Raw genomic sequence first — 24,265 nt, 5'->3', positions numbered from 1 at the left:
TATAATGAGTTCCAGCTTTTCTTTTATAAACCCTCGTAAAAGATCTTCCAATTGATTTGTAAGGTCGGAATTCGATATACTAGATGACATAAGTAGGGTCATCTCCTCTCTTTTTATGGAATCTGGACAATTCCGAGGATACCCTACTTTTTTATTGCTTGAAAGACACCAAATTTTGGTGAAATTCCTTTACACAAAATATTTTACGTCATCCAAATTCATCGGCTTTTGCATTTGATTTGCCGAACTTAACTCCTTTATGTAAAAACACATCAATATCTCACGCTGCCTTTCTTGAATTTGTTCTCTTCCCTCCCCTCCTAAATTGAAATGTATAACTCGACTTCTTTCTTAAGAACAGGCTTGTAAAGTATGGCTAGGTAATGGCCGTCCCATTTTTTCTTGAATAAAACGGGCCGCGGAAAGCAGCTTTTCATCATCGACATCTGTTTCAATCCCCATTGCATGAAGCATGTAAACCAAATCATCGGTAGCTAAATTTCCCGAGGCACCGGGAGCATACGGACAACCCCCGAGACCACCAAGAGATCCGTCAAATTTGGTGATTCCCATCTCCAGAGAAACCAGAACATTGGCCATTGCCGTACCTCGTGTATCATGAAAATGCATGGCTAACCGATCTGCAGGAAAATGTTTCAGAAAAATTTCTAGTATTTCTCGAACCTGTCTTGGATTTGCCACACCGATCGTATCACCAAGAGATAATTCTCTGATACCCATATCAAACAGTGCCTCGGAAACTGTAATCACCTCTTTAACGTTGACAGACCCTTCATAAGGACAACCAAAAACGGTTGATATATATCCTCGAACAGATTTTCCTGCTGCCAGTGATTCCTTTGCTACTTCTTCTAAAATAGGAAAGGTTTCGTTAATAGACTTGTTAATATTCTTTTGATTATGTGTTTCACTAGCTGACATAAAGACGGCCACTTCATCGATATTGGCTTCTAACGCTCGTTCCAATCCTCTTCGATTTGGAACAAGCGATGCATAAATCACTCCCGGAACTCGTTCAATTCCTTTAACCAGTTCTACTGCATCGGCCAGCGCTGGAATCCACTTTGGATTTACAAAAGAGGTAACTTCAATATATTTCAGTCCGGTATAGGATAATTGATTAATCCAAGCAATTTTATCCTCTGTAGAGACGAAAATTTGTTCGTTTTGCAATCCATCTCTTGGTCCAACTTCATTAACGGTTATTATTTTTGAATCGTTCATTTTGGAACTACCGTTGAACAAAATCACTTGTAGAAATCCCTCCTTTTTTTACTATGAATTTTTTATAAGGCTAGTTCAATAACAGTATACTTTTAATTAAATACAAGAGATAAAATTAAAGGCCCAGTATTTTCGCCATCATCCATGTAGAACCATAAAAAATCATAAACTGAACCCCAGAACCCACTCCAAGTACTCGATTTAGTAATCCACCCACCGTAGCCATTGTAAGTGTAAGTATAATTCCTACTATCTGTGCTTCATGATAGGCGAGTAAGCAAACGAGACCTACAAACATTCCTACAATTGCTTCTTGGCTAATATTCTTCATGACAAAAACGGTGGCTTTACGTGCATAGTTCATTGAAAATGGATAGGCAATTAAAGCAGCAACGACCAATCCAATCGCTCCATAAACAAAAAATTCCCATGGAGTTAAAAGGTTATGAAGATTATGAACCGGTTCACTGGTAAACACAGGCGGGGCATTAAACAAAGCTGAAGCTGGACCTAATGCTACGGGGCTTAAAGGAATCCCAAAAGCTAATAAAGGAATGATGGCTTCAGCAATATATGTCGATTCGGTCACGCCATTCATTGTCGCCAAACTCGATGATGACTTTTTATATACTCCTTTCGTACGGGAGCCAACAATCTCACCCATTAAAGAAGTCATACCTACAGGACTAAATACAAATGTCAAAGATGAAACAAAAGAAGAAGCAGCCGTAAATAACGTTTGTCTACCTGTTAAGACACGAAACGGATTCGGAAAATAACCAGACCAAGATTTAATTTCTGGGGCTAAATGGTATTCCCTTGCTTTCGATCTTAATAAACTTCCCCTCGCACTAGACGATAAGGAAATAAGTAAATCAGAAAACATAGGACCAATCGCGATTCCTAAAAAGAAACTAATACTTAAATGTTTATTAATAACATTAAAACTGAGCAAATCTATACTTTTGATGAAAAATGCAAAAGGAATAATCATTAAGATACTAACCCATTTCCCTTTTGAAAAATACGCGATCATAATTGCGGCTAGAGTAAAAATTAACCCGGAACTTGATTTGAAAAAGTCGGCAAATTGCCCAAGGAATTGACCAAATAGGATAGCAGTCGGAAGAGCAATAAAAGCGCCAATAATTCCCCCTGATAACATTTTTCTTAGGGCAATATGAGGTACACCTAATCTTCGCAACGTCGAAGCATGATCAATCAAAGGAACTGCCGTTGTATCTCCCGGTATACCCATTAAGGCAGTAGGAATGGCATGAGTTAAGTGTTTAGCTAAAACGGCTGCCATAAAGAATGAAAATACAGCCGCAGGAGGAGCTCCAAGTAAAATAACTAACAATGTAAACGGCACCATGATTGCGGTTTCATCTGTACCGGAAACCAAACCAATCAACATAAACAGGACAGCTCCAATAATCGCTAACATTATAGAAATCATAAGAATACTCATTGGAAAATTTAACCCCCACTTCGTTCCAATTTATCGATTAGTCCCAATTCTTCCATTTCTTTACGTGTTACCGGATCATTTTTTATGATTTCATACTCTTTCTGAGGATCCAATTGCAAGTCCTTAAGAACCTCGTGCATTCCCTCTATCGTGGTTTCCGATTCATTTAAGATTCTACTTGGTTTAAACAAACGGGAACAAATGACTAACGCCATTAAACTTCCAGCGATCCCAAGTAATAAAGAGTAAGAAGGAACCATTTTTTTATCGGCCAATAAGGGGAAGATGTTCTTTCCTAAAAAATAACCACCTAAGCTAAAAAAAATGCTCAACAAAACCGAATAAAGAATATTTGATGGTACAACTGTATCCCCTAAGATTTCAAGATACGGTTTTGTCTGAGGTTCATTTACTTCTTGATATTTTTCTTTTGGAGAACCAATTTGATTCTCCGAAAGCACTTCGTTAATTTCCATTAGGTACCCCCGCTTGTAATTGTTTTGTTAATTCTAAAATCCGATCATAACGAACATCTTTTTCTCGAATCGCTTGCTCCACAATCCTGTCAATGTCCTTTTCGTTTGCACCAGCCATCATAGCAAGATTACGAGCATGTAGTGCCATATGGCCTTTTTGAATCCCTTCAGAAGCTAAAGCACGTAAGGCACCTAAATTTTGGGCTAAACCAATTGCAGCTATGCACCCTGCAAGTTCTTCTGCTGTATTTATATCTAGTATTTTTAAGGCAACTCGAGCAGTAGGATGAGATTTGGTTGCCCCACCAATAATTCCTACTGCCATAGGGAGTTCTATTGTTCCGACAAGATTTCCATCTTTATTTATTTCCCATCGAGTTAACGAACGGTACCGCCCTGTACCTGCTGCATAAGCGTGAGCACCTGCCTCAACTGCTCGAGTATCATTACCAGTAGCTAATACAACAGCAGAAATACCATTCATAATTCCTTTGTTGTGTGTAGCCGCACGGTATGGATCAAAATCTGCAAACTCATACGCATTAATGATATCTTTAACAACTTCAGGCCCACCAAGTTCATCCGTCGAAAAAACAGCACGAGCACGGACAAGTCTACGATCCGCCAAATTAGAAATAATCCGCAAAACCACACGTCCAGAAGTGATTGACTCTACCAATGGTGCTACCGCTTCAGCCATTGTATTCACTGCATTGGCTCCCATTGCGTCTTTTGTATCTACCAAAAGGTGCATAATAAGCATCGATTGGTTTGTTGTTTTAAGGACATACATTTCTATGTCAATTGCACCACCACCAAGTGAAACAAGTGTAGGATCTTTTGCATTACATAATTCAAGCAACTCCGTTTTTTTCTCATAAAGGCGGGCCATCGCTGCATATGGATCAGGAATATCTACTACTTGAATCTGTCCGCGCATAATAGAACCACTTTGTGAAGTGAAAAAACCTCCTAATTTATAGGCCGTTCTTGCCATATTACTAGCAGCAGCTACGACGGAAGCTTCTTCCGTTGCCATGGGTATGAACCTGTCTTTTCCATTTATTTTAAAATTGGTTGCAATACCCACAGGAATTGGCATAAGACCTATATTATTCTCAATCATTGAGTTCGAGGTTTTTATTGGAAAAGGTGTTAATCCTACTAATAGCTTTCTTTCTTCTTCACTCAAATTACTCTCTTTAGCAATTAGATTAAGACGTTCTTCAACTGATAAACGGTAAAATCCTGAGACTCTGCTATTGGCCATTTTAATTCACACTCCAATTATTTTTTGAACTTTATACAAGAATAAATTAAAAATCATTTTTAAGCGGTTACATTTATAATTCACCTTTCGTTTCATTTAATTCAACTTTGTTGAATAAGATTATACTATTATATTTTTTATAGTGTGTAAATATTAAAATGTTAATATTTTAAATATTTTTTACCCTACTTCATCAAATAAATGAAATTTAAAAATGGGATTTATTGTTTGAAGCATTAAAAAGGAGATTCACATAGGAGATAAAAAATAAAAAGAAGTGATATTTTTGACCATTAAAAATAAGCCTTACTACACCTACAGTTTTAGGTATGGTAAGACTTAAAATTTATTAATCCATTTATGATAACAACTCAATCCGTTTCTGATTGCTGTATAAAAATAGTTAAAATTTTCGCCTCTTGATCACCAGTTGGTAAAAATATATGAGGGATGGAACCGTTGAAGTATGCACTGTCTCCTGCTTCTAAAAAATAGGATTCATTGTCATATTGAAGGTAGATAGAGCCATTCAAAATGTAGATAAACTCATCTTCAGAATGCGTGAAGGGGTCTTTAACATTTGAATCTGGCGGAACAGTTACCAATGTTGGCTCGACCTTACTAAACTGGGAACGGTTTGCAAGTCTTTCGTATAAATAACCAATTTCTTTGCTCCCTATCTGAGAAGTCCGACTTTTACTTAATGATAAAACTAGATTCTGTTGGCTGTCCTCTTCTAGGAACCATGACAATGGTGTTCCTAAGTTGTTAGCAATTTTAGATAATGTAGCAACTGCGGAGGCCGTTTGACCGTTTTCAATTTTTGAAAGGAGACTTTTAGTAAATCCACATTTATCAGATAATTCCTGTTGTGTTAAGCCTTTGTTTAGTCTAGCTTGCCTTATTCGCTTGCCAATTTTCCCTATATCTATAACAACCACCCACTTATCTTTTATATTGATAGTTAATTATATATTTACAATCCGATTAATTCAACAATGTTGAATATTATTCCACTCCCCTCCTTTGTTATATTCTTTATACTTTAAAAACAATAGTCAGTGAACCAAAAAATTAATGGACAATATCTATTCTATAGATCAAAATATACTTTGAGGTGAATACATTGGACGACAATCGAAAAACAAAAACATTTCCAAAAAAAAAAGATTTTATTTATTGGCTATATAAGTTGAACTAAATAGTTTCATCCCATCGTAGTAGGGTATTGTTTTATAAAACCCACACGAGAGGATGCATCCAAGATGACGAATCAAGAAGAAATCCTTAAAATACAAACCGCGATGAAAGAAGCCAAGGATCGAAGATCCTATGAACGTTTTCAATCTGTCTACCTTTCCCTCAAGGGATATACCCAGCGTGAAATTGCAGATATCACGGGGCGTTGTGTGAAAACCATTCACCATTATGTCTCGGCCTATAAGGAAAAAGGGCTGGATGGCCTTGAAATCACCTATTCACCCGGTGCGCCAACGAAACTGACGAAGGAACAACAACGAGAGTTGGTTGAAACCATCGCTTATAAACAACCCGTTGATGTAGGTTTTCCTGCCAAATATAATTGGACTCTCTCGCTTATCACACAAATGCCAAAATCCACCGTACCAAACTCATTCAACCCTTCCTGGAGGAGAATAAAGACCGGTTAACGTTGGTCTTCCTGCCACCCTATAGCCCAAACTTGAATCTAGTTGAGGGGCTTTGGAAGTGGTTAAAAGAATCCGTAGTGAACAATGTCTTTTACTCGACCATTCAAAAGATTAAGTTGAACGCAAGAAAATTTATTCAACAGGTAAATGAAAATCCAGAGGAAATCATTGACCGACTCTGTATAAAGATGTAATTCAAAGATTCAACTTATATAGAATAAATTTTTATATTTCGGAAAATTCAATTCGCCCAAGGTAGATAATTACCAATTGTTAAAATTGCTCTTGGTGTTGAACTTTTGATTTTTCTTTTTCTATCCACAAAATCCCTATTAAAACAAGTCCCCCTCCTATACCAATTTTCCATGTCATTGTTTCATCGAGTAATAAAACTGATGTTATTACGCTAACTACTGGATAAGCATTAAGCAGGATTCCACTCGTAATAACAGAAATTTTATCAATCGCTTGATTCCATAACCAATAGGAAGCACTAGAAGAACCAACTACAAGAAACGCTATGCTCCACCAAGTCTTTGGTTCAATGAAGTTTGGCATGCCGTATTGCCATGTTTCAAAAGCAGCAAAAGGAAAAATAGTGAAGGCTCCGATAAGTAATGTGAGAGCTGTGAAAGTTTCGCTTGGCAATTCGGCCTCAGCTTGCGGTTGTTTCATCTGTATAGTATAAATGGCAAATAGGATGGTACTCACTAGAACAAACATATCCCCTGTTAATGAAGCAGAATTATTCTCTATTTTTGAAGGAATTGCAATAAGAAAAACGCCAACTAAACTAAACAGTAGTCCTAACCATTGTTTCCCAACAACCCTTTCTTTTAAATAAAGTGCAGAAAATACAAATATAAACAATGATAAAGATGAACTGATAATACTGGCATGTGTACCGCTTGTGAGTGATATACCATAAACAAATAGAAAAAGATACCCGCCAACTCCTGTGAAAGAAAGTATAGAGAGTCGTTTCCACGGAAGAGTACGAGTCGTTTTTCTCTGCTTCCGCTGTATCCATACATAGGGTAAAAAAATAACTCCTGCGAATACCAAACGAAGAAATATCAATGTAAACGGTTGGATAGCCTCTAATGCCCACTTTGTTGGTGCTATGGCAATTCCCCAAAAGATTATGGCTATGATTGCCATGATGTATCCTTTATTCAATTTTCCTATCCCCTATTCAACTGGTATCTTTATCATGCCATCTAATTAAAATTTATGAAGCGAATATATTCTTAACTTTCTTGTTTTATGTTGTTGTTCCTCTACTCTAATCAGAAACGGACAATTTTTCTTCTATAAAAACCAATCAAAGATAAATGTATTTTTTTTAAAATATACAGTATATTCAATTTATAAGCATTGGACAAAGTGTAAAATAAGAGAAGTGCATCTTTTGACATCATCAAATTTAAACTTGTAAAAATAGCACAGTTAAATGTTTTAGGAGGAAGAAACATGATTACAGTTAACGAGGCATTGCAGCGTTCTGTTTTTAAAGATACTACTGTTGTTGCGGGAAAGATGGGATTAAACCGAGAAATACGGTGGGTTCACATACTTGAAATTCCAAATATTGAGATAAGCATCCGAGGAGGAGAGTTGATACTCTCAACAGGTTTCGGATTAAAATCCCAAAACTATTCTCATTCGTATTATTTAGAAAGAATGATTGAAAATGGTGTAGCCTGTTTATGCCTTGAACTTGGAGATTACTTTAAGTTTGTTCCACAAGAAATGGTAGATACCGCTAACAAGCATAACTTTCCTTTAATAGTCTTCAATAAGACTGTACGTTTTGTTGATATTACTCAAGATCTTCATTCTCTTATAATTAATAGTCATTATTTAAGACTTGAAAAACTTGATTTTTTATCGCGTGAATTTCATCGTCTCACACTCACCTCGCAAAGTACTACAAAAATTCTTAAGTTGCTCCATGATAACACAAAATCAAATGTTGTTTATGTACCAATTCGAGGCAATCAAATTTTTGTCCCTAATGTAAACGAGAAATTAAAATCTGATATATTGGAATCCATAAATCTACAAAAAAATTTTCGGAACAACAACAGTCCAAATTATTGGCGAAATTTAGGATTGAATTACCTTTCAGAAACAGTAGGAGCACTCGGGCAGGTCTGGGGCTATCTTATTCTTATAACACAAAATAAAGAGTTCGAGGAAGTTGATTCTCTTATTTTGGACCGAGCCGTGACAGCATTATCACAAGATTTGTTACGAAAAAAATATATGGATGTACGAAGGTTACACGAAGAAAACCTTTGGATAGATGATTTAATCAGTAATAAGATAACAAGTCAAAAGCAGGTAAAAGAACTTTTCGCATCCAAATTAAAGCATTTGGATAATTACCCGTATCGCGTATGTTTAATTGATATGTTATCAACTAAAAATCCTAATACCAGTTCACCCGAAGAGTCAGAAACAACTTATTTGGATGTTTCTGTAGTCATTCGCACAGCTTTCCAAAAATTTTCCTTTCATCCATTCTTTATGGCTAAAGGCAACCAGTTGGTCACCTTACTATTTGATTTAAATTCTCGTAAACAGGAAAAAGAAAGATATTTAAATATCATTCATCACATAAAGGAAATTAATGAAGATAATAAAGTTGGTATTCCCTTGTTAAAATTCGGCATCGGAAGGTCGTACGATAATATATTGAATGTTCATTTAAGTTATAAAGAAGCAACAAAAGTGCTAAAAATAAAACATCTGCAAAACAATCTCGATACTCATTTCTACGAAGAGCTAGGAGTTTATCGTCTTTTAATTAATATTGAAAACGAAAGTGTTCTTCAAGCATTTGTTAACGATTACCTTGGACCTCTAATTGAATATGATCGTACCAGAGGAAGTGAACTCCTGCGAACATTAAAAGTTTACTTTGAGCTTGAAGGGTCAAAAGTTCATACAATTAAAAAACTACATATTGTAAGGCAAACATTGTACCATCGTCTGGAAAAAATAAAAGAATTATTAGGTGAGGATTTTATGTCTTCGGAGAAAAGATTGTCTATCGAAATTTCTATAAAACTTTATCAATGGCTTTATCCGGATTCCCTTTGAAGAGCCAAAGTCCTTTATACCGATTTTTACATATTTTCTAAAGTGAAGTCTTCAACTCTAACTTACTAAATCGTTAATGTTAAATGAGCAGCCTGTAAGTTTTAACCTACTGTATATTTTAAACGAGTTTCTATGTCCTTATAATAAGCGTAAATAAAATATTTTTATTGGAGGGATAACAAGTGCATACCTCGTCTTATTGGGCAAAAACAAGTAACAGCCAACCAAATAGAGAACATCTTACTAGAGATGTAACAACCGACGTAGCTATTATAGGAGCAGGATTTACAGGACTCGCCACTTCATATTATCTGCAAAAATCGGGATACAGAACGCTAGTACTAGATGAGCATTGTGTAGGATGGGGAGGAAGTGGACGAAACGGGAGCTTAATGTTAGTTGGATACAAACACAGTCTTGTGGCTATTGCAAAAAAATATGGGATCGACGCAGCAAAAGAAATGCTTCACATGTCATTAGATGGTATTAATTTAGTGAAGGAGATTGTTGAAGAACATCAGATTGAATGTGATTTGACTAGGAGAGGAAGTTTTTGCGCAGCATTTAAGCCATCTCATCTTGAAGGTTTAAAAAAAGAACAGGAATTTATGCTCAAACATCTCGATTACGAAAATTATATTGTAGAAGCTAAGGATTCAAGACAGGAAATAGATTCTCCTCTTTATCATGGTGGATTAATCGATCCTAATAGCCATTACTTCCATCCATTAAACTATGCCATTGGCCTGGCAGATGCTGTTGAATCAAGTGGCGGGGTTATCTATGAGCAGTCCCCGGCCGTTTCTATCTCTCGAAAACAAGAACATGTAATTATCACTACTCCCGGGGGACAAGTGAAAGCAAAAGAATTGGTCGTTGCTACCAATGGCTATACTACTCCTCTAGTAAAAAAACTTTACAAGTCTGTAATTCCTGTAGGAAGCTTTATGATTGCTACTAAACCTTTGGATCAAGGATTGGCTGATAGCTTAATTCCTAATCGAAGAGGCTTATTTGATACAAAGAAGTGGCTTTATTATTTTCGATTATCCCAAGATAATAGACTTCTCTTCGGAGGTCGTGTAGATTTTCGTGCACAGGAAAACGATGAACTATTTAATACTCTCCGTGGCAACATGTTAGAAGTATTTCCCCAACTGCAAAATTCAGAGGTCGATTTAAAATGGGGAGGGAAACTTGCTTTAACCATGGATTTATTCCCACATATTGGTCATACAGAAGAAGGAATACATTTTGCTCTCGGATATAGTGGACATGGTGTTTCATTGTCTACCTTGATGGGAAAACTTATTGCACTGAATATCCACCAAAAAGGCAGAAATTTGACAGTGTTGGAGAATTTACCTTTAAAAGAAGTTCCTCTACACAATCAGAGAGTTATCGTCCTAAGCATTGTTGGGTCTTATTTCCGTTTTCTTGACTGGGTATCATAGCCAACTGAAATTTGAATAAAATAAAAATATGTAAAATAATCTAACATAAATATCAAATTGTCCAGAAAAAGAAGATAGTATGTTGTTATAAGAATATAGCAACAACGTTGTAAAAATTACAGGGTATCCCTTTTTTTTTAAATTTTATTCGCAATTTTCAGTAAATGAAGTGATAATCAAATTTAACAGCTGTGTATACAATATGAGCATACCATTAAGCTGAAACAGGAGGTGTTCTTCTGTCAGGCAAGATTAGCGAGAATAAAATTTATGAGATACTTAAAGAGGCGATCTTTAACAGTCACCTGACGCCTGGCACACAACTGATTGAAATCTCTCTGGCCGAGGCATTTGGGGTTAGCCGTACACCGATTCGCTCCGTTCTTCACCGTTTGGAATACGAATCTTTAGTAAAGATTATTCCGAATAAAGGGACATTTGTGTACTGCCCTACCCCAACGGAAGCTCAACAAATTTTAGCTGTAAGAAAGCTATTAGAAGCCGAAGCTGCGAGATTAGCTGCTATCCATGTTACAGAGGCAGAATTAACGATGATGGAAACCTTTCTACAAAAAGAAAAACAATACTACATGCAAAATGAAGAACTCAAAGCTTTAAAAATCATTTCAGATTTCCATATGGCCATTATTAACGCTTCCCGTAACAATTATTTGATTCGTTACTTGAAGGAACTCGTCAATTTGACCCATATCATTCTCACATTTTATGATACTATCGAGGCTGCATCTACGCATTCACCGGGCGAACACAAAGCAATTTTTGAAGCGATTAAAAATAGAGATAGTAATTTCGCGTATCAACTCGCCTATGAGCATGTAGATTCTATTCAAGCAGATATAGACTTTTCAAGACAATTGAAACATACGTTTTCTATTGAACAGGTGATTTCTCGTTACAGACAGCACTTCATAGACAGATAAATTTTTGTAGCATTGTATACGATAACCGTATACAGTCGTTCGACAAAAACAGAATACATCCGGCAGCAAAAGAATTTTCTTGAATGCATTGTATACCTTGTATGTATACAAAAAAATATTTAATGAAGGAATTAAACTTTATTATATTTAACATAACTAGCAAGGAGGAACTAAGATGGGGAAATACAAACCGAAAAATTCGTTAGAATCACCGCGCTTCTCCGGCCTACGCACATTTATGCGTCTTCCATTTAATGACCAGCTTGATGAACATATGGATTTTGTGGTTACGGGTGTTCCCTTTGACTCCGGACAGTCTTTTCGTACAGGTGCCCGATTTGGACCGGAGGCGATCCGTGATTTTTCGATGCTGCTTCGTCCATACAATCCTGAACAGGATATCGACCTCTATCAATATGTATCCGGTGTGGATTATGGGGATATATCGGTAATCCCTGGTTATATTGCTGAAACATATGAGAAAATCGAACAAGGTTTATTTCCAGTTGTTGATCAAGGAATTATCCCAATTGTATTAGGAGGTGATCATTCCATCACGCTTGGTGAACTTCGGGCTGTAGCCCGAAAATATGGTCCTGTAGGGCTGGTACACTTTGATGCCCATTCGGATACGTGGGATAGTTATTTCGGCCAAAAATACAACCATGGTACTCCCTTCCGTCGTGCGGTGGAAGAAGGATTACTGGATGTATCCCGCTCCATTCAGGTAGGTATGCGGGGAGGCTTATACGGACCTGAAGATCTTCAAGATGCCAGAAACCTTGGTTTTGAGGTATGGACGACTAATCAGTTTAAACAAGTGGGAGTATCTGACATGCTCAACGTTATTCACCAACGCGTGGGTTTAGGACCTGTATTCTTATCATTTGATATTGATTTTCTTGATCCTGTTTATGCTCCGGGAACAGGTACCCCGGAGGTAGCTGGTGTAAATATCGACGACGCTCTCTCCTTAGTACGAGGATTGCAAGGCATTAATTTTGTTGGTTTTGATATGGTGGAAGTTCTTCCAGCTTATGATCACGGACAAATTACGGCAGCCGCGGCTGCAAACATTGTATATGAATTTATTACACTAATCGCTCTTAAAAAGAAGAAACAACTTCAAAAAGAATCTGCAACCATCACCAGGTAAAAAATTTCCTAATCTTTATTATTGACAAAATATTAAATTTACTTAGTTTTGAATGGATGGTTAATTTAGGTTATAGAGTAACAAATGTAGTGATGTTGTGCATTTGCGGAAAGGTGGTACATCAATGGCTATAGGAGATAGTTTAGAAATAAAAGGTGCAACGAAGTATTACAAAAAAATTTAAAGCGGTCGACGATTTTAGTCTTTCCGTTCATAAGGGCGAGTTCTTAACAATTCTTGGACCAAGCGGATCTGGAAAAACCTCTGTATTAAAGTTGATTGCAGGATTTGAAGAATTGACCAGCGGCTCTATTCTCCTTAATAACGATGACATTACCAAGAAAAAAGCCTATGAACGAGAGATTGGAATGATGTTTCAAAATTATGCCCTGTTCCCTCATATGACGGTATTCGATAATGTTGCCTATCCGCTTCGTTTAAGGAAAGTTCCAAAAGACAAAATGAAAAGCATTGTTCATAACATTTTGGATATGGTTCAGTTAGGACAATATGGAACCCGTTTTCCGAAACAGCTTAGTGGTGGTCAACAGCAGCGTGTGGCTTTGGCAAGAGCCATAGTTTTCAATCCTCCACTCCTCCTATTGGATGAGCCCCTGGGAGCTTTGGATAAAACCCTTCGTCAGCAAATGCAGCTTGAGATTAAGCACATTCAAGAAAAGGTAGGGATTACGACCATCAGTGTAACTCATGATCAGGAAGAGGCATTAACCATGTCCGATCGAATCTGTGTCATGAACCACGGACGAATTGAGCAAGTCGACACACCGGAAAATCTCTATAAGAAGCCGAGAAATCGTTTTGTAGCTGAATTTATTGGGGAAATCAACTTGATTAGAGGAGAATTGCTAGGCATGGATTCTGGGCAAGCCAAAGTTAGAATGTCGGATGAAAAGGTAGCTACTATTGGCATTGATAGTGTCAATGAAGGCTTGAACAACCCATCCACACTGATTGCTCTTCGTCCGGAAAATATCCAAATTGCCCAGGATCATTCTCAGTATATTAATATCCTTGAGGCGCGAGTGCATGAGCTAATCTATGTAGGAGAAGCAATTAAAGTAAAAACGGTTACTGAATCCGGACAAGAAATTACGGTCAAGGTACCGGCTCGACTTTCCGATTCCGTTCATTGCGGCAGAGAAGTAATGCTCGGTTGGGACAGCCAAGATGCCAGCCTAATTCCGGATGAAGTCACTGCCTAAAAATAAAAAACTAGGGGGAAGAAAAAATGTTAAAAAGGTTAGTACTCGCTTCTGCCAGTCTCATCCTAGCTATGTCGCTAACAGCGTGCAGCGGAGGTGGAGGAAATAATGAAGCAGCTCCAGCCGGGGGATCTTCGGTATCTAGTGGAAAAACGCAAAACCTCGCTATCATGGATTGGGGCGGCGCTATTACCGAGGCTCACAAAAAAGCTATTTTCGAGCCGTTTGAAAAGAAAAATAATGTAAAGATTACCGTTGTTTCTCCAACAGATTATGGAAAGTTCAAAGCAATGGTGGAGAGTGGAAATGTGGAATTTGACGTAGTGAACGTTGACAGTGATTTTGTTATCCGTGGTGGAAAACAAGGATTACTGGAGAAATTGGACTACAACGTCATTAAGAAGGATGACATTATACCGCAATTGGTTGATGATTACGGGATTGGAGCAGAATTATTCTCCACAGCTATCAGCTACAACACGAGCAAGTTCCCTACAGGAAGCCACCCGAAAAACTGGGCTGAATTCTGGGATACTAAAAAGTTCCCTGGACCTCGTTCCCTATGGAAATATCCGACAGGAACATTAGAAGCTGCATTGCTTGCTGACGGTGTAGCGCCGGACAAATTGTATCCACTGGATGTAGATAGAGCCTTTGCTAGCTTGGATAAAATCAAAAAGGATGTCAAGGTTTGGTGGAATGCAGGGGCACAGCCTCCGCAACTATTGGCCAATGGTGAAGTTGTGTTGGCAGAAGCTTGGAATGGCCGTGTCTCCACTGCCAAGAAGCAAGGAGCTCCAGAAGATGTAGAATTCAATCAAGGCTTAATTATGGGTGATTCCTGGGTTGTACCGAAAGGGGTACAAAACAAAGATTTGGCAATGAAATTCATCGCTTTCGCTATAGCACCTGAACAGCAGGCTGCCTTTTCTTCCAGTATTGATTATGCTCCTGTAAACAAGAAGGCACTGGACCTATTGTCTCCGGAGGTAAAGGAACGTTTGGGACAATCGCCGGACAAAGCCAAAAGCCAAATTGTTGTCGATATCAAATGGTGGGTGGATAACTTTGATAAAGTAAATGAGCGTTTCGAACAATGGTTATTGAAATAAACAAGGAGGATTAATCAATGATCGAAACAGAAAAGAGAGTTGAGGTACCCATATCCAGGGTACCCTCTCCCTATCAATTGAGCAAAATTCCCGGGCTACAATGGCTTCTTTTGCTGATTCCATTGGCTTATATCGTATTTTTGATGGTATTTTCCATGTTTGGTCTTTTCAAACTAAGTATCTTTGATAAAAACGGTTTTACATTAGAATACTTATCTCACATTTTCTTGGAAACGGTTTATTTGCAGGTATTGTGGTTGACGTTAAAGGTTTCATTTATTGTTACACTTATGGCCCTCATCGTATCCTATCCGGTGGCCTATTTATTGGTCAATACGGAATCCAGCACGTGGAAAAAAATCATCTTCGCGGCAGTACTCATCCCCTTCTGGATTAGTCTTCTGGTACGTACATTTGCTTGGACGATTATCCTACAGGAGCAAGGGGTGATTAACAAGTTCCTCATGGCCATCGGCTTAATCGATCAACCTATCCCACTCCTATATAACACGACTGGTGTTGTTATCGGAATGACCCATGTACTTATACCCTACATGGTTCTAAGCCTCTATTCTGTCATGGAAGGAATTGACAAGCGTTTAATTCAAGCGTCGCAAGGTATGGGAGCTAAACCTTGGAAGTCATTTGTACAAATATTTTTTCCACTTTCTCTACCCGGTGTATTATCCGGTTCCCTATTGGTGTTCATCCTAGCGATGGGATATTTTATAACACCGGCCCTCCTGGGTGGTTCCAAAAATATGATGATATCTATGCTCATACAAAACAATGTGAGTACGACTTTAAATTGGAACTTGGCTTCAGCGTTAGCCCTTGTATTATTTGTGGTCACCTTACTTCTATTATTCCTATCCTACTTGCTGACCCGAAACAATCCAGTATTAAAGGAGCTGAACTAAAATGTGGCTGCGCATCCTAGTTGGTTTCATATTAGTCGCTTTAATCGCTCCAATTCTGGTAATCATTCCCCTTTCGTTTACATCGGTGAGCTTCTTTCGATTTCCACCCCCGGGTTTTTCCTTGCAATGGTATAGCAGCTTCTCGGAAAATCAGGAATGGGTAGATGGTCTTTTTAGAAGTGTGTATGTAGCCGTACTTACCGCGATTACTTCTACCATTCTTGGAACCATGGCCGCAACAGCTGTTACCCGCTTGAATTTTCGGGGCAAAAAACTGTTTATGTCATTAATGGTAGCACCGATGATTATTCCAATTATTATAGTAGGCATTGCTCTCTATCATTCTTTTGCCCCGCTAAAGTTAACCAACAGCCTAACTGGTCTTGTATTGTCCCATTCAGTTCTGGCCATCCCTATAGTATTTGTAACTATTACAGCCAGTTTGAGGGGAGTCGATCGAAATTTGGAGTTAGCTGCCATGAGTTTGGGAGCCACTCCCATAGGGGCATTTTTTAAAATAACACTTCCACTAATCCGCCCAGCTATGCTTTCTGGATGTTTGTTTGCCTTCATCACATCGCTTGATGAGTTGGTCGTCACCATTTTTATCGCGGGAGCAAGAACGAAAACACTGCCTATTGTCATGTGGGAAAATCTGCGTGCCCAAGTCGATCCAACAATTGCTGCGGTTTCAACGATCTTAATTATTGGAACCATTGCTTTATTCGCCATCCAGGCATGGGTTTCTTCACGGGCTGCTAAGCTTCACCAAGAAAGCTAGTTTTTGATTCCAACCTTCGAGCATTAAAAATGGTAAAAAGGGGCACATGCCCCTTTTTACCATTTTGGTATAATCTCCGCTTTAATATCCGTAATATGATAACCGCATAAGGATGTCATGTCCTGTGGGCAAGCAGATATCCCAATGATTAAATCAGTCAACGCTTTAAAAACTACATAATCTCCAGCTTTCGATTCAGGTTCAATAGAAGCGCCAAAGGTTCCGTCCGGATTAACTGGAGTGTTTTGAAATAGATTCAGCGGATCGGGAATCCGCCAATAATCTAAACCGTAGTCTTTAAAGGCATGAGCAAAATTTAAAAGCATGTCCCGAACCACCTGGAATGACTACTTCTCTATTTACCAACCTGTTTCCCTCACTTTCGTAAATTTATTGTTTCATTTTTCAACACTCTACTTGTTTTCCTCTCCCGCTCCTTTAAAATAAACCCCATGAAATCTAGTATGAGACGTGCAGCCGTTTGACTTGTCATCCCTGTAGGATCATAGGGAGGTGAAACCTCAACAAAATCGAAAGCAACGACCTCTCCATGCTTACTTATGGCCTCCAACAGTTCATTTACTTCATCGTAAGAAAAGCCACCTGGCGATGGAGTTCCCGTACCAGGACAAACGGAAGGATCGATACCATCCACATCAAAGGTGATGAAATAGTGAGCTCCCTTTGGAATTTGGCTCAAAACGCCTTCTATGCCTATTTTTCTAATTTCTCTTGGGCTCATAATTATACTGCCATAGTTCCTTGCAGCATCAAAATCCTCCTTTTTACTGCTTCCAACTCCACGAATACCAAGTTGAGCCATTTCGCTAAAATGGCTCATTTCTGCCATACGTCTCATCGGGCTTCCATGACCATAACGCTGGCCGGAACGCTCGCCTGCCCAGTCTAAATGCGCATCAATTTGGATAACACATAATGGACCGAGTGAATCTAATGCCTGTGCGACGGGAATCGTGATAGAATGGTCTCCACCTAAAACAACAGGCAACGCGCCTTTAGAAACAATCCTCCTTACAGCCGCTTCGATATTTTCAAAACATTGCTGAAGATCCCCATGAACCATATCAACATCTCCGCAATCTACGATTTTTAATGGAGGTGCAATAAAAACTTCGTCTCGCTCCGGATCATAAGATCCTCCGAGTCCAAAACTATAAAGCGTGGACGCTTCCCGAATAGCACGTGGACCAAAGCGTGTTCCTGAGCGCCATTGTGTTCCCATGTCATAAGGTACACCGATAATTGCGACATCCGCGTCCAATTCATCAAGGTTTGTACATATTGGATACTTAGCAAAAGAACAAATTCCCGTAAATGGTAGATTTAGATTTTGTTTTTCATACTGGTCCTTCGAGCGATACATCTGAACTCCTCCTTTATTTTGATTATGTATGATAAATCTCAGAAAATAACATAATTAACTGACACTTTTAAATATTATAACAAATTAAGTTGCACTTTACCTTTATAGATTTTATAAAATAATCAGTTTAATAACTCAAAATCTTAGACCCGACAAAGGATGTATACTTTTCACCCTCAAACGTGGGACTTTTTTTCTTTTTTTCATAGTCTCTTTAATTCGTTCATGGGTTAGAGGTATTCCCAAATTACAGGAGGATTGTCGGTATTGCTTTTAAATTATGGATTAAATAAAAAATAGCAAACCTTCTTAGTAATGACCCCATTTTCTATTAAAAGAAAGGGAGTCAACCCAAACTTCTACATCCTCTTTGTGTTCACGTTCCAGAATAGCGATGGTCTCACTTGAACCCGTCACTCTGACGTTCTTTTCACAAAACTTAGCTATTCTCATTTCGTTCCTCTCTTTCGTAAGAAAAAGCACCCCGAAGGGTGCTTTTCTGCCTTTGATACTTTATTATTCTTGGTCTTCTTTCTTTTCTTCGTAATGCGTAAATTGGATATCCAGTGTACGAAGGTAAGTTTGAAGCCCTGCGTCTTGGATAGGGATAATGAAAGCATCTTCTCCAGATTCATTATGGTGAGAATGCCATAATCCAGGAGGAGTAACGAATGCCTTTCCTGTTACCCAATCGATACGAATTGGATCGATAATTTGTGCTGTAACAGGGTCTACCTTATCTCCAACCAGTGTATAGGTGCCAGGTGCAGCGTAAGCAACGAAGTCAAGAGCAACGGACTTGTGGCTGTGAGGCGCTTGGTTTGATGCTACTGGAACGATACCAAACATGGCCCAAAGTACATGTGTAATCGTTAACGTTTGATCAAACTTTTGATTGTTCATCAAGATAGAAATACGGTTTTTCAAATGAGCATCCGGTGCATTTTTTACTTCTTCTAATTTTGCCATAGCTGCCTCAGCTGTGAAAAGCGTAGGCTGGAAACGAGCTTCTGTTGCTTCAGCACCTAGATAATCAAGAAGCGGAGTATCTACGATGTAGTAAATGGTTGTATCTTCCGCAGCGATATGACGGCTAACAGAGCCAGATGGAAGCGTTAAGAAATCGCCTTTCTTCCAGTTAATTGTTTCGCCATTTACTTCTGTGCTGCCTGCACCCGAAATAATGTAATAAAGTTCGCTTGTTGCGTTTGGTTTTGTTTCAACAGAATCCCCTGCATTAATGCGGATAAAGTGAGCAAGAAGAGATGGGCTGGTTGCTGTATATTCCGTTCTCAATTCTTTAGAGAGGTCTAACGGTACAATACGAGTTTCACCTGAGTTATACAGTTCAGGGCCGAATTCTTTCACTGGGATCGGACTGATAATACCACTTCCGATTGGATCAGCAGCGGTAGCATATTCGTAGAAACGAGCATCTCCTGTCCAGTTTTCATTTACCGTTCCTACAGATAGTTTTCCTGGTTGTGCGATAGTAGACATTGATAAACCCTCCAATATTTCGTTTGTGAATCGATCTTATCTTGCTTTTGAAAAAAAGTACAATATATTATTAATATACGTATGATATGTTTTTTAAATAACTTGTGTAAAGGTGATATAAAGATGGAACTTCGACAATTACAATATTTTCTTGTTTTATCTGAGGAATTACATTTCAGTCGTGCTGCGGAACGCCTTCAAATTACGCAGCCTCCCTTGAGCTTACAGATTCAAAATCTAGAAAAAGAGTTAGGCATTCCTCTTTTTTATCGGAATAATCGCCAGGTAGAAATCACAGAAGCAGGAAAATTGCTGGCTGATGAAGTACGCAAAATATTAGATGAACTTAATCGGGCGGTCGAAAATGCCCAGCGTACCCATCGTGGTGAAGTGGGGAGCTTAACTGTTGGCTTTGTCGGTTCAGCTACTTACGATGTCCTCCCATCCATTCTGAGAAAATTTAATAGTTTGTACCCGGATGTTAAAGTACATCTCCTTGAAATGCCTACGCCAGCCCAAATGGAGGCGTTACGTACAGAAAAAATTGATGTTGGAGTACTAAGAACCCCGATTACCAGCGATATTCTAAATACCGAGATTGTCTCTACTATGCCTTGTGTTTTGGCTGTTCCAAAATTACATCCTCTCGCGAAAAAGAAGAAGATTACCCTTGCTGACCTTACGCCCTACCCTTTTGTTATGCTATCCAGAAAAACGTGGGCAGGTCTTTATGATGAAGTACTTGGATTGTGTCATCCTTCCATACAGCAAGAAGCGTTCGAGTTTCAAACGGTTATCGGTTTAGTCGCCGCAGGAATGGGAATTTCAGTTATTCCACATTCAGCAAGAAATCTGCATACCCAGGATGTTGTTTATTTGGATATGAAAGGTCAATTACCCGTCGCTAATATGGGGGTTTCGTGGCGAAAAAACGATCATTCACCGTTGGTGCGAGCTTTTTGCGAGATAGCAAGGGAATTCAAAAATGATAAATAGTTCTATTTGTCAACAAAAGATGTGTAACATGTTATTAACATATTATGTGACTGGATTATTTTATTATTTTATTATATCTATATTGGAGGGAAAGAAAATGAAAATCCGCAAAGCGATCATTCCGGCTGCCGGATTGGGAACCCGCTTCCTCCCGGCCACGAAAGCAATGCCGAAAGAGATGCTCCCAATTGTCAACAAACCTACCATTCAGTATATCGTGGAAGAGGCCGTCGAATCGGGAATCGAAGACATTATTATCGTGACAGGGAAAGGGAAACGGGCCATTGAAGATCATTTTGATACCTCATTTGAACTGGAATACAACTTACGCGAGAAGGGTAAAATGTCTCTTTTAGCAGAAGTACAAAAAGCATCAAACATGGCAGATATTCATTATATACGGCAAAAAGAGCCAAAAGGTCTTGGACATGCCATTTGGTGCGCCCGCGCCTTCATCGGTCACGAGCCGTTTGCTGTTCTATTGGGAGATGACATCGTACGAGCAGATAAACCATCCTGCAGCAATTAATAGAGGTGTATGAGCGGTATGAGGTCTCTGTTATCGGCGTGCAGACGGTTCGTGATGAAGAGGTATCGCGGTATGGCATTGTCGAAGGTCACCCTATTGGTCCCGGCTTATACAATATCGGTTCATTAATCGAGAAACCTGGACAAGATGAGGCGCCTTCCAATTTGGCCATTATGGGCCGATACATTCTGACGCCTGCGATTTTTGAACAGCTGAGCCTGCAAGAACCCGGAGCTGGAGGCGAAATCCAATTAACCGATGCGCTTGCTCAATTGAATGAGCATGAAGAGATTTACGCTTATGAATTCGATGGTAAAAGATATGATGTCGGTGAAAAACTCGGCTTTATCACAACGACGATCGAATTCGCCATGCAGCATGCTGAATTGCGGGAGGAGTTGCTTGCTTATCTAGAAGAAAAGAGATGGCGTTGATTCTCCGGGCAACTTTCCGTTACTGCCTCTCCCGCGCAGATAGGAGACCGGCCTACAGAAAGGTAAATAAGATCATATTCTTTTGCTTGCTGCCGCATGTACTCCCAAGAGAACATGTTTCTCCCGTCAATAATGAGAGGAAAATGAAGCATTTTACTGATGATACTCCAATCAAGATGCCGAAATTCCTCCCATTCGGTTAGAATGAACATCGCATCGCAGGCATCGGCAGCCAGGTACATATCGCGATGCAGGGTGACCCCTTGCACAGGGTACGTAGAAATAAGTGGATCATAAGCGTGTACCGCTGCCCCTTCGGCTAAACATAACCGACTGACTGCGAGTGAAGGGGCTTCGCGAATATCGTCCGTCATCGGTTTAAATGTTAGTCCCAGCATACCAATTTTTTTGCCTTTTAATGTTCCCAGATACTTCTTTGCTTTGTTTATAATAGTACGCGGCCGATTATTGTTAATTGCCTCTGTGGAATCAAGAAGTGGAAGCTCGCATTCCATCTTTAGTCCAAGGGTTTTGAGCGCTTTTATATCTTTCGGAAAGCAAGAGCCCCCGTACCCGATTCCGGCTTGCAGGAAAGAAGCGCCAATTCGCTTATCCAATCCCATCCCTTTTGCGACATCTTCTATATTCGCACCTAGCCTTTCGCCTAAGTCTGCAATTATGTTGATGTACGAAATTTTCATTGCCAAAAAGACGTTGGAGGCATATTTAATAAGTTCTGCACTGCAGCGATTACAAAAATGAAACGGAGCGGAAATTTCCTTGTAGAGGGTATGCATGATGTTTCGCGCCGTTTCTGAGGCACAGCCAATGACAATGCGGTCAGGATGAAAAAAGTCATGCACGGCATTCCCTTGACGAAGAAATTCAGGATTATGAACCACATCAATTGGACGATGATCGGGAGGGAGGTGCTGTAAAAAAACATCAATTGCATCTGTCGTTCCAACCGGAACGGTACTTTTTACGACAAGCAATTTATTTGTCAGTTTATAGGTTGCGATTTCGTTTATCACAGACCAAAGGTGCGACAAATCAGCATCTCCATTGGCTTGAGACGGAGTACCAACAGCAATGAATAAAACATCAGCTTCCTCAATGGCAAAATCAATATGTGTTGTAAAACGAATCCGTTGCCTGTTCCTCGCTTCTTCTAATAGACCCTCCAGCCCCATTTCCCAGATGGGGAGTCCGCCTGAGGCTAAGGTGGCAATTTTTTCGACGGAAATATCAGCGCAAATGACCTGGTGCCCCAGATTCGCCAGGCAGGCTCCCGTAACCAGACCTACATATCCGGTTCCGATGACAGTAACTTTCATCTCATAAGTTCCCCCCTTATCTTCGTTCAGGCCGAGTGTATAGTTCCATCATCCGGGGATTTACTCAGGAAAATGACTTTCTCATACCAGGTAAGAAGCTCGTCGAAAATCGCTTCCCATGACTGGGTTCGGGCATAGCGGCGCGCCTGTAGTTTCATTGTTCTTAAAAGGCCCGCATCGTTGATTGCTTCCGTAATCGCATGGACAAATGATTGGGCATCACGCGGCGGACATAAGAAACCGGTAACTTTATGCTGAATAATTTCTTGCACGCCCCCGGCTTGAGCTCCGATAGCCGGCGTTCCAGATGCCATCGCTTCAAGCACCACATTACCAAAGGTCTCCGTACTGGAAGGAAAAACAAACAAGTCGGCTGCCGCATACGCTTCGGCCAAATCTTCTCCTTGTAAGTAACCGGTGAATGTAACATTGTTGGTTGGGAACTGGGTACGCAATTTCGCGAGCAGGGGGCCATCGCCAACAAGAAGCCAGTGAATGTTGCCGGATAATGAGGCGGGCATTTGCCTTATTACTTCCAAAAGTATTTCCAGGTCTTTTTCCGGCGCCATTCTTCCGACATAGAGACAAAGGAAAGGCGCATGAATATTGTATTTCTTCCGTATCTGCCGATTGTTTTTGGCAGGGGTAAAAAGATGGCAATCAACCCCGCGCTTCCAAAGTCCCAATCTGAAAATCCCATGGCTTTGCAGGTGTCTCTTCGTCTCTTCGGAAGGCACGAACGTCATCGCGCACGAGTGGTGAAACCAGCGGATGTAGCGCCATAGCCAGTGAGAGACAGCTTGCAGTCGGTAGTACTCCAAATAACGTTCAAAATGTGTATGGTAGGAAGCGACATGGGGAATTTTATACTTTTTGCCGTAGGACAGACCACATAATCCGATGTTAAAAGGCGTAGCAATATGAATGAGGTCAGGCTGGAATGTTTGAAGGCGATTGCGAATGGAAAAGTAATTAGGAAAAGCAATGCGGCATTCCGGATATAAAAAGAAAGGGAGGCTGGCAAAACGATGGATATTACTTGCAAATAAATCCTGGTCGGTAACATCCGGGATAAAAACTTGATGGGTAACGTTCCGATGTTCAAGATGCCTGACAAGTTTTTGCAACGTTAAGGCCACTCCGTTTACCTGCGGGTAATAAGTATCCGTAAACAGCGCAAGCCGCATTTTATCCCCCTCCTCATGAGCCGCATTTATCCTCCGCTACACTATCTTTGCGCTTCTAAAATACTGGCAGG

20 protein-coding genes and 3 pseudogenes are annotated in these 24,265 nt (G+C 39.6%); 12 read left to right on the top strand and 11 right to left on the bottom strand.

Features of this window, described 5'->3' with window-relative positions:
* Nucleotides 1-351 precede the first annotated feature (351 nt).
* From MBEAL2_RS19985 to MBEAL2_RS19965, 5 genes are all read right to left on the bottom strand, one after another.
* On the bottom strand, nucleotides 352-1,245 hold the full coding sequence (locus tag MBEAL2_RS19985) for a hydroxymethylglutaryl-CoA lyase (protein WP_047154027.1): 894 nt from the start codon (nucleotides 1,243-1,245) through the stop codon (nucleotides 352-354).
* A gap of 115 nt (nucleotides 1,246-1,360) precedes the next feature.
* Complete coding sequence (locus MBEAL2_RS19980; protein ID WP_047154013.1) at nucleotides 1,361-2,716, bottom strand: tripartite tricarboxylate transporter permease; 1,356 nt, start codon at nucleotides 2,714-2,716, stop codon at nucleotides 1,361-1,363.
* 8 nt (nucleotides 2,717-2,724) lie between these two features.
* Nucleotides 2,725-3,192: a hypothetical protein gene (locus MBEAL2_RS19975; RefSeq protein ID WP_052947859.1), complete on the bottom strand. Its 468-nt coding sequence runs from the start codon at nucleotides 3,190-3,192 to the stop codon at nucleotides 2,725-2,727.
* Entirely contained in the window at nucleotides 3,182-4,462 is a 1,281-nt protein-coding gene (locus tag MBEAL2_RS19970; RefSeq protein WP_047154012.1) for a hydroxymethylglutaryl-CoA reductase, degradative, read from the bottom strand. Before MBEAL2_RS19970 ends, MBEAL2_RS19975 begins: the two co-directional genes overlap by 11 nt.
* A 371-nt stretch (nucleotides 4,463-4,833) precedes the next feature.
* Entirely contained in the window at nucleotides 4,834-5,403 is a 570-nt protein-coding gene (locus tag MBEAL2_RS19965; protein ID WP_047154011.1) for a helix-turn-helix domain-containing protein, read from the bottom strand.
* A 324-nt stretch (nucleotides 5,404-5,727) separates the two neighbouring features.
* Between MBEAL2_RS19965 and MBEAL2_RS19960 the strand changes: the two are divergent.
* Nucleotides 5,728-6,326 (top strand): annotated as a pseudogene (locus tag MBEAL2_RS19960) (helix-turn-helix domain-containing protein).
* Between the two features lie 79 nt (nucleotides 6,327-6,405).
* Here the strand turns inward: MBEAL2_RS19960 and MBEAL2_RS19950 are convergent.
* On the bottom strand, nucleotides 6,406-7,311 hold the full coding sequence (locus MBEAL2_RS19950; RefSeq protein WP_236692947.1) for a DMT family transporter: 906 nt from the start codon (nucleotides 7,309-7,311) through the stop codon (nucleotides 6,406-6,408).
* A 294-nt stretch (nucleotides 7,312-7,605) separates the two neighbouring features.
* Here MBEAL2_RS19950 and MBEAL2_RS19945 point away from each other — a divergent pair, with 294 nt between their 5' ends.
* The 9 genes and pseudogenes from MBEAL2_RS19945 (at nucleotide 7,606) to MBEAL2_RS19910 (ending at nucleotide 16,827) form a co-directional block, all read left to right on the top strand.
* Complete coding sequence (locus MBEAL2_RS19945) at nucleotides 7,606-9,240, top strand: PucR family transcriptional regulator (RefSeq protein ID WP_047154010.1); 1,635 nt, start codon at nucleotides 7,606-7,608, stop codon at nucleotides 9,238-9,240.
* Between the two features lie 182 nt (nucleotides 9,241-9,422).
* The gene (locus MBEAL2_RS19940) at nucleotides 9,423-10,694 is read left to right on the top strand and encodes an NAD(P)/FAD-dependent oxidoreductase (RefSeq protein WP_047154009.1); all 1,272 of its coding nucleotides are present in this window, start codon (nucleotides 9,423-9,425) and stop codon (nucleotides 10,692-10,694) included.
* Between the two features lie 239 nt (nucleotides 10,695-10,933).
* Nucleotides 10,934-11,125: pseudogene (locus tag MBEAL2_RS34060) on the top strand (GntR family transcriptional regulator); the annotation flags it as partial.
* A 9-nt stretch (nucleotides 11,126-11,134) separates the two neighbouring features.
* Complete coding sequence (locus tag MBEAL2_RS19935) at nucleotides 11,135-11,635, top strand: FCD domain-containing protein (RefSeq protein WP_161798255.1); 501 nt, start codon at nucleotides 11,135-11,137, stop codon at nucleotides 11,633-11,635.
* Nucleotides 11,636-11,810: 175 nt separating this feature from the next.
* Nucleotides 11,811-12,791 (top strand): agmatinase, encoded by a 981-nt coding sequence (gene speB / locus MBEAL2_RS19930; protein ID WP_047154007.1) that lies wholly within the window; start codon nucleotides 11,811-11,813, stop codon nucleotides 12,789-12,791.
* A gap of 155 nt (nucleotides 12,792-12,946) precedes the next feature.
* Nucleotides 12,947-14,014, top strand: coding sequence for an ABC transporter ATP-binding protein (locus MBEAL2_RS19925; protein WP_047154006.1), 1,068 nt, complete (start codon nucleotides 12,947-12,949; stop codon nucleotides 14,012-14,014).
* Nucleotides 14,015-14,040: 26 nt separating this feature from the next.
* Nucleotides 14,041-15,126: an ABC transporter substrate-binding protein gene (locus MBEAL2_RS19920; RefSeq protein ID WP_052947855.1), complete on the top strand. Its 1,086-nt coding sequence runs from the start codon at nucleotides 14,041-14,043 to the stop codon at nucleotides 15,124-15,126.
* 17 nt (nucleotides 15,127-15,143) lie between these two features.
* A complete protein-coding gene (locus MBEAL2_RS19915; protein WP_052947854.1) occupies nucleotides 15,144-16,046 on the top strand; it encodes an ABC transporter permease in 903 nt (300 codons plus the stop codon).
* Between the two features lies 1 nt (nucleotide 16,047).
* Nucleotides 16,048-16,827 carry an ABC transporter permease gene (locus tag MBEAL2_RS19910; RefSeq protein WP_047154005.1) on the top strand — a complete coding sequence of 260 codons (780 nt, stop codon included), beginning with the start codon at nucleotides 16,048-16,050 and terminating at the stop codon, nucleotides 16,825-16,827.
* Nucleotides 16,828-16,883: 56 nt separating this feature from the next.
* On the opposite strand, the gene MBEAL2_RS19905 is transcribed toward MBEAL2_RS19910, so the two are convergent.
* The 3 genes from MBEAL2_RS19905 to MBEAL2_RS19895 all read right to left on the bottom strand — a co-directional run bounded on the left by MBEAL2_RS19905 (nucleotide 16,884) and on the right by MBEAL2_RS19895 (nucleotide 19,711).
* Nucleotides 16,884-17,153: a DUF1989 domain-containing protein gene (locus MBEAL2_RS19905; protein WP_052947853.1), complete on the bottom strand. Its 270-nt coding sequence runs from the start codon at nucleotides 17,151-17,153 to the stop codon at nucleotides 16,884-16,886.
* 50 nt (nucleotides 17,154-17,203) lie between these two features.
* Nucleotides 17,204-18,211 carry an agmatinase gene (gene speB / locus MBEAL2_RS19900; RefSeq protein WP_047154004.1) on the bottom strand — a complete coding sequence of 336 codons (1,008 nt, stop codon included), beginning with the start codon at nucleotides 18,209-18,211 and terminating at the stop codon, nucleotides 17,204-17,206.
* Between the two features lie 516 nt (nucleotides 18,212-18,727).
* Entirely contained in the window at nucleotides 18,728-19,711 is a 984-nt protein-coding gene (locus MBEAL2_RS19895) for a cupin domain-containing protein (RefSeq protein ID WP_047154003.1), read from the bottom strand.
* 123 nt (nucleotides 19,712-19,834) lie between these two features.
* Here MBEAL2_RS19895 and MBEAL2_RS19890 point away from each other — a divergent pair, with 123 nt between their 5' ends.
* Both MBEAL2_RS19890 and galU read left to right on the top strand, forming a co-directional pair.
* A complete protein-coding gene (locus tag MBEAL2_RS19890) occupies nucleotides 19,835-20,707 on the top strand; it encodes a LysR family transcriptional regulator (protein ID WP_047154002.1) in 873 nt (290 codons plus the stop codon).
* A gap of 97 nt (nucleotides 20,708-20,804) precedes the next feature.
* A pseudogene (gene galU, locus MBEAL2_RS19885) lies at nucleotides 20,805-21,670 on the top strand (UTP--glucose-1-phosphate uridylyltransferase GalU).
* Here the strand turns inward: galU and MBEAL2_RS19880 are convergent.
* Together MBEAL2_RS19880 and MBEAL2_RS19875 are read right to left on the bottom strand one after the other, a co-directional pair.
* Nucleotides 21,643-23,007 carry a UDP-glucose dehydrogenase family protein gene (locus MBEAL2_RS19880; RefSeq protein WP_047154001.1) on the bottom strand — a complete coding sequence of 455 codons (1,365 nt, stop codon included), beginning with the start codon at nucleotides 23,005-23,007 and terminating at the stop codon, nucleotides 21,643-21,645. The pseudogene galU and the gene MBEAL2_RS19880 sit on opposite strands and share 28 nt — an antisense overlap.
* 26 nt (nucleotides 23,008-23,033) lie before the next feature.
* A complete protein-coding gene (locus tag MBEAL2_RS19875) occupies nucleotides 23,034-24,194 on the bottom strand; it encodes a glycosyltransferase family 4 protein (RefSeq protein WP_047154000.1) in 1,161 nt (386 codons plus the stop codon).
* Nucleotides 24,195-24,265 lie beyond the last annotated feature (71 nt).

The organism is Aneurinibacillus tyrosinisolvens (genome assembly GCF_001015055.1).
GTDB classification, from domain to species: Bacteria; Bacillota; Bacilli; order Aneurinibacillales; family Aneurinibacillaceae; genus Aneurinibacillus_A; species Aneurinibacillus_A tyrosinisolvens.
The sequence above is the reverse complement of the archived record's forward strand: the minus strand, read 5'-3'. Positions and strand labels throughout refer to the sequence as shown.

Bases quoted from the DNA above. Each gene is read 5' to 3' on its own strand.
- MBEAL2_RS19985 (WP_047154027.1), bottom strand. From the start codon at position 1,245: ATGAACGATTCAAAAATAATAACCGTTAATGAAGTTGGACCAAGAGAT.
- MBEAL2_RS19980 (WP_047154013.1), bottom strand. From the start codon at position 2,716: ATGAGTATTCTTATGATTTCTATAATGTTAGCGATTATTGGAGCTGTC.
- MBEAL2_RS19975 (WP_052947859.1), bottom strand. From the start codon at position 3,192: ATGGAAATTAACGAAGTGCTTTCGGAGAATCAAATTGGTTCTCCAAAA.
- MBEAL2_RS19970 (WP_047154012.1), bottom strand. From the start codon at position 4,462: ATGGCCAATAGCAGAGTCTCAGGATTTTACCGTTTATCAGTTGAAGAA.
- MBEAL2_RS19945 (WP_047154010.1), top strand. From the start codon at position 7,606: ATGATTACAGTTAACGAGGCATTGCAGCGTTCTGTTTTTAAAGATACT.
- speB (WP_047154007.1), top strand. From the start codon at position 11,811: ATGGGGAAATACAAACCGAAAAATTCGTTAGAATCACCGCGCTTCTCC.
- MBEAL2_RS19920 (WP_052947855.1), top strand. From the start codon at position 14,041: ATGTTAAAAAGGTTAGTACTCGCTTCTGCCAGTCTCATCCTAGCTATG.
- MBEAL2_RS19915 (WP_052947854.1), top strand. From the start codon at position 15,144: ATGATCGAAACAGAAAAGAGAGTTGAGGTACCCATATCCAGGGTACCC.
- MBEAL2_RS19910 (WP_047154005.1), top strand. From the start codon at position 16,048: ATGTGGCTGCGCATCCTAGTTGGTTTCATATTAGTCGCTTTAATCGCT.
- MBEAL2_RS19905 (WP_052947853.1), bottom strand. From the start codon at position 17,153: ATGCTTTTAAATTTTGCTCATGCCTTTAAAGACTACGGTTTAGATTAT.
- speB (WP_047154004.1), bottom strand. From the start codon at position 18,211: ATGTATCGCTCGAAGGACCAGTATGAAAAACAAAATCTAAATCTACCA.
- MBEAL2_RS19895 (WP_047154003.1), bottom strand. From the start codon at position 19,711: ATGTCTACTATCGCACAACCAGGAAAACTATCTGTAGGAACGGTAAAT.
- MBEAL2_RS19890 (WP_047154002.1), top strand. From the start codon at position 19,835: ATGGAACTTCGACAATTACAATATTTTCTTGTTTTATCTGAGGAATTA.
- MBEAL2_RS19880 (WP_047154001.1), bottom strand. From the start codon at position 23,007: ATGAAAGTTACTGTCATCGGAACCGGATATGTAGGTCTGGTTACGGGA.
- MBEAL2_RS19875 (WP_047154000.1), bottom strand. From the start codon at position 24,194: ATGCGGCTTGCGCTGTTTACGGATACTTATTACCCGCAGGTAAACGGA.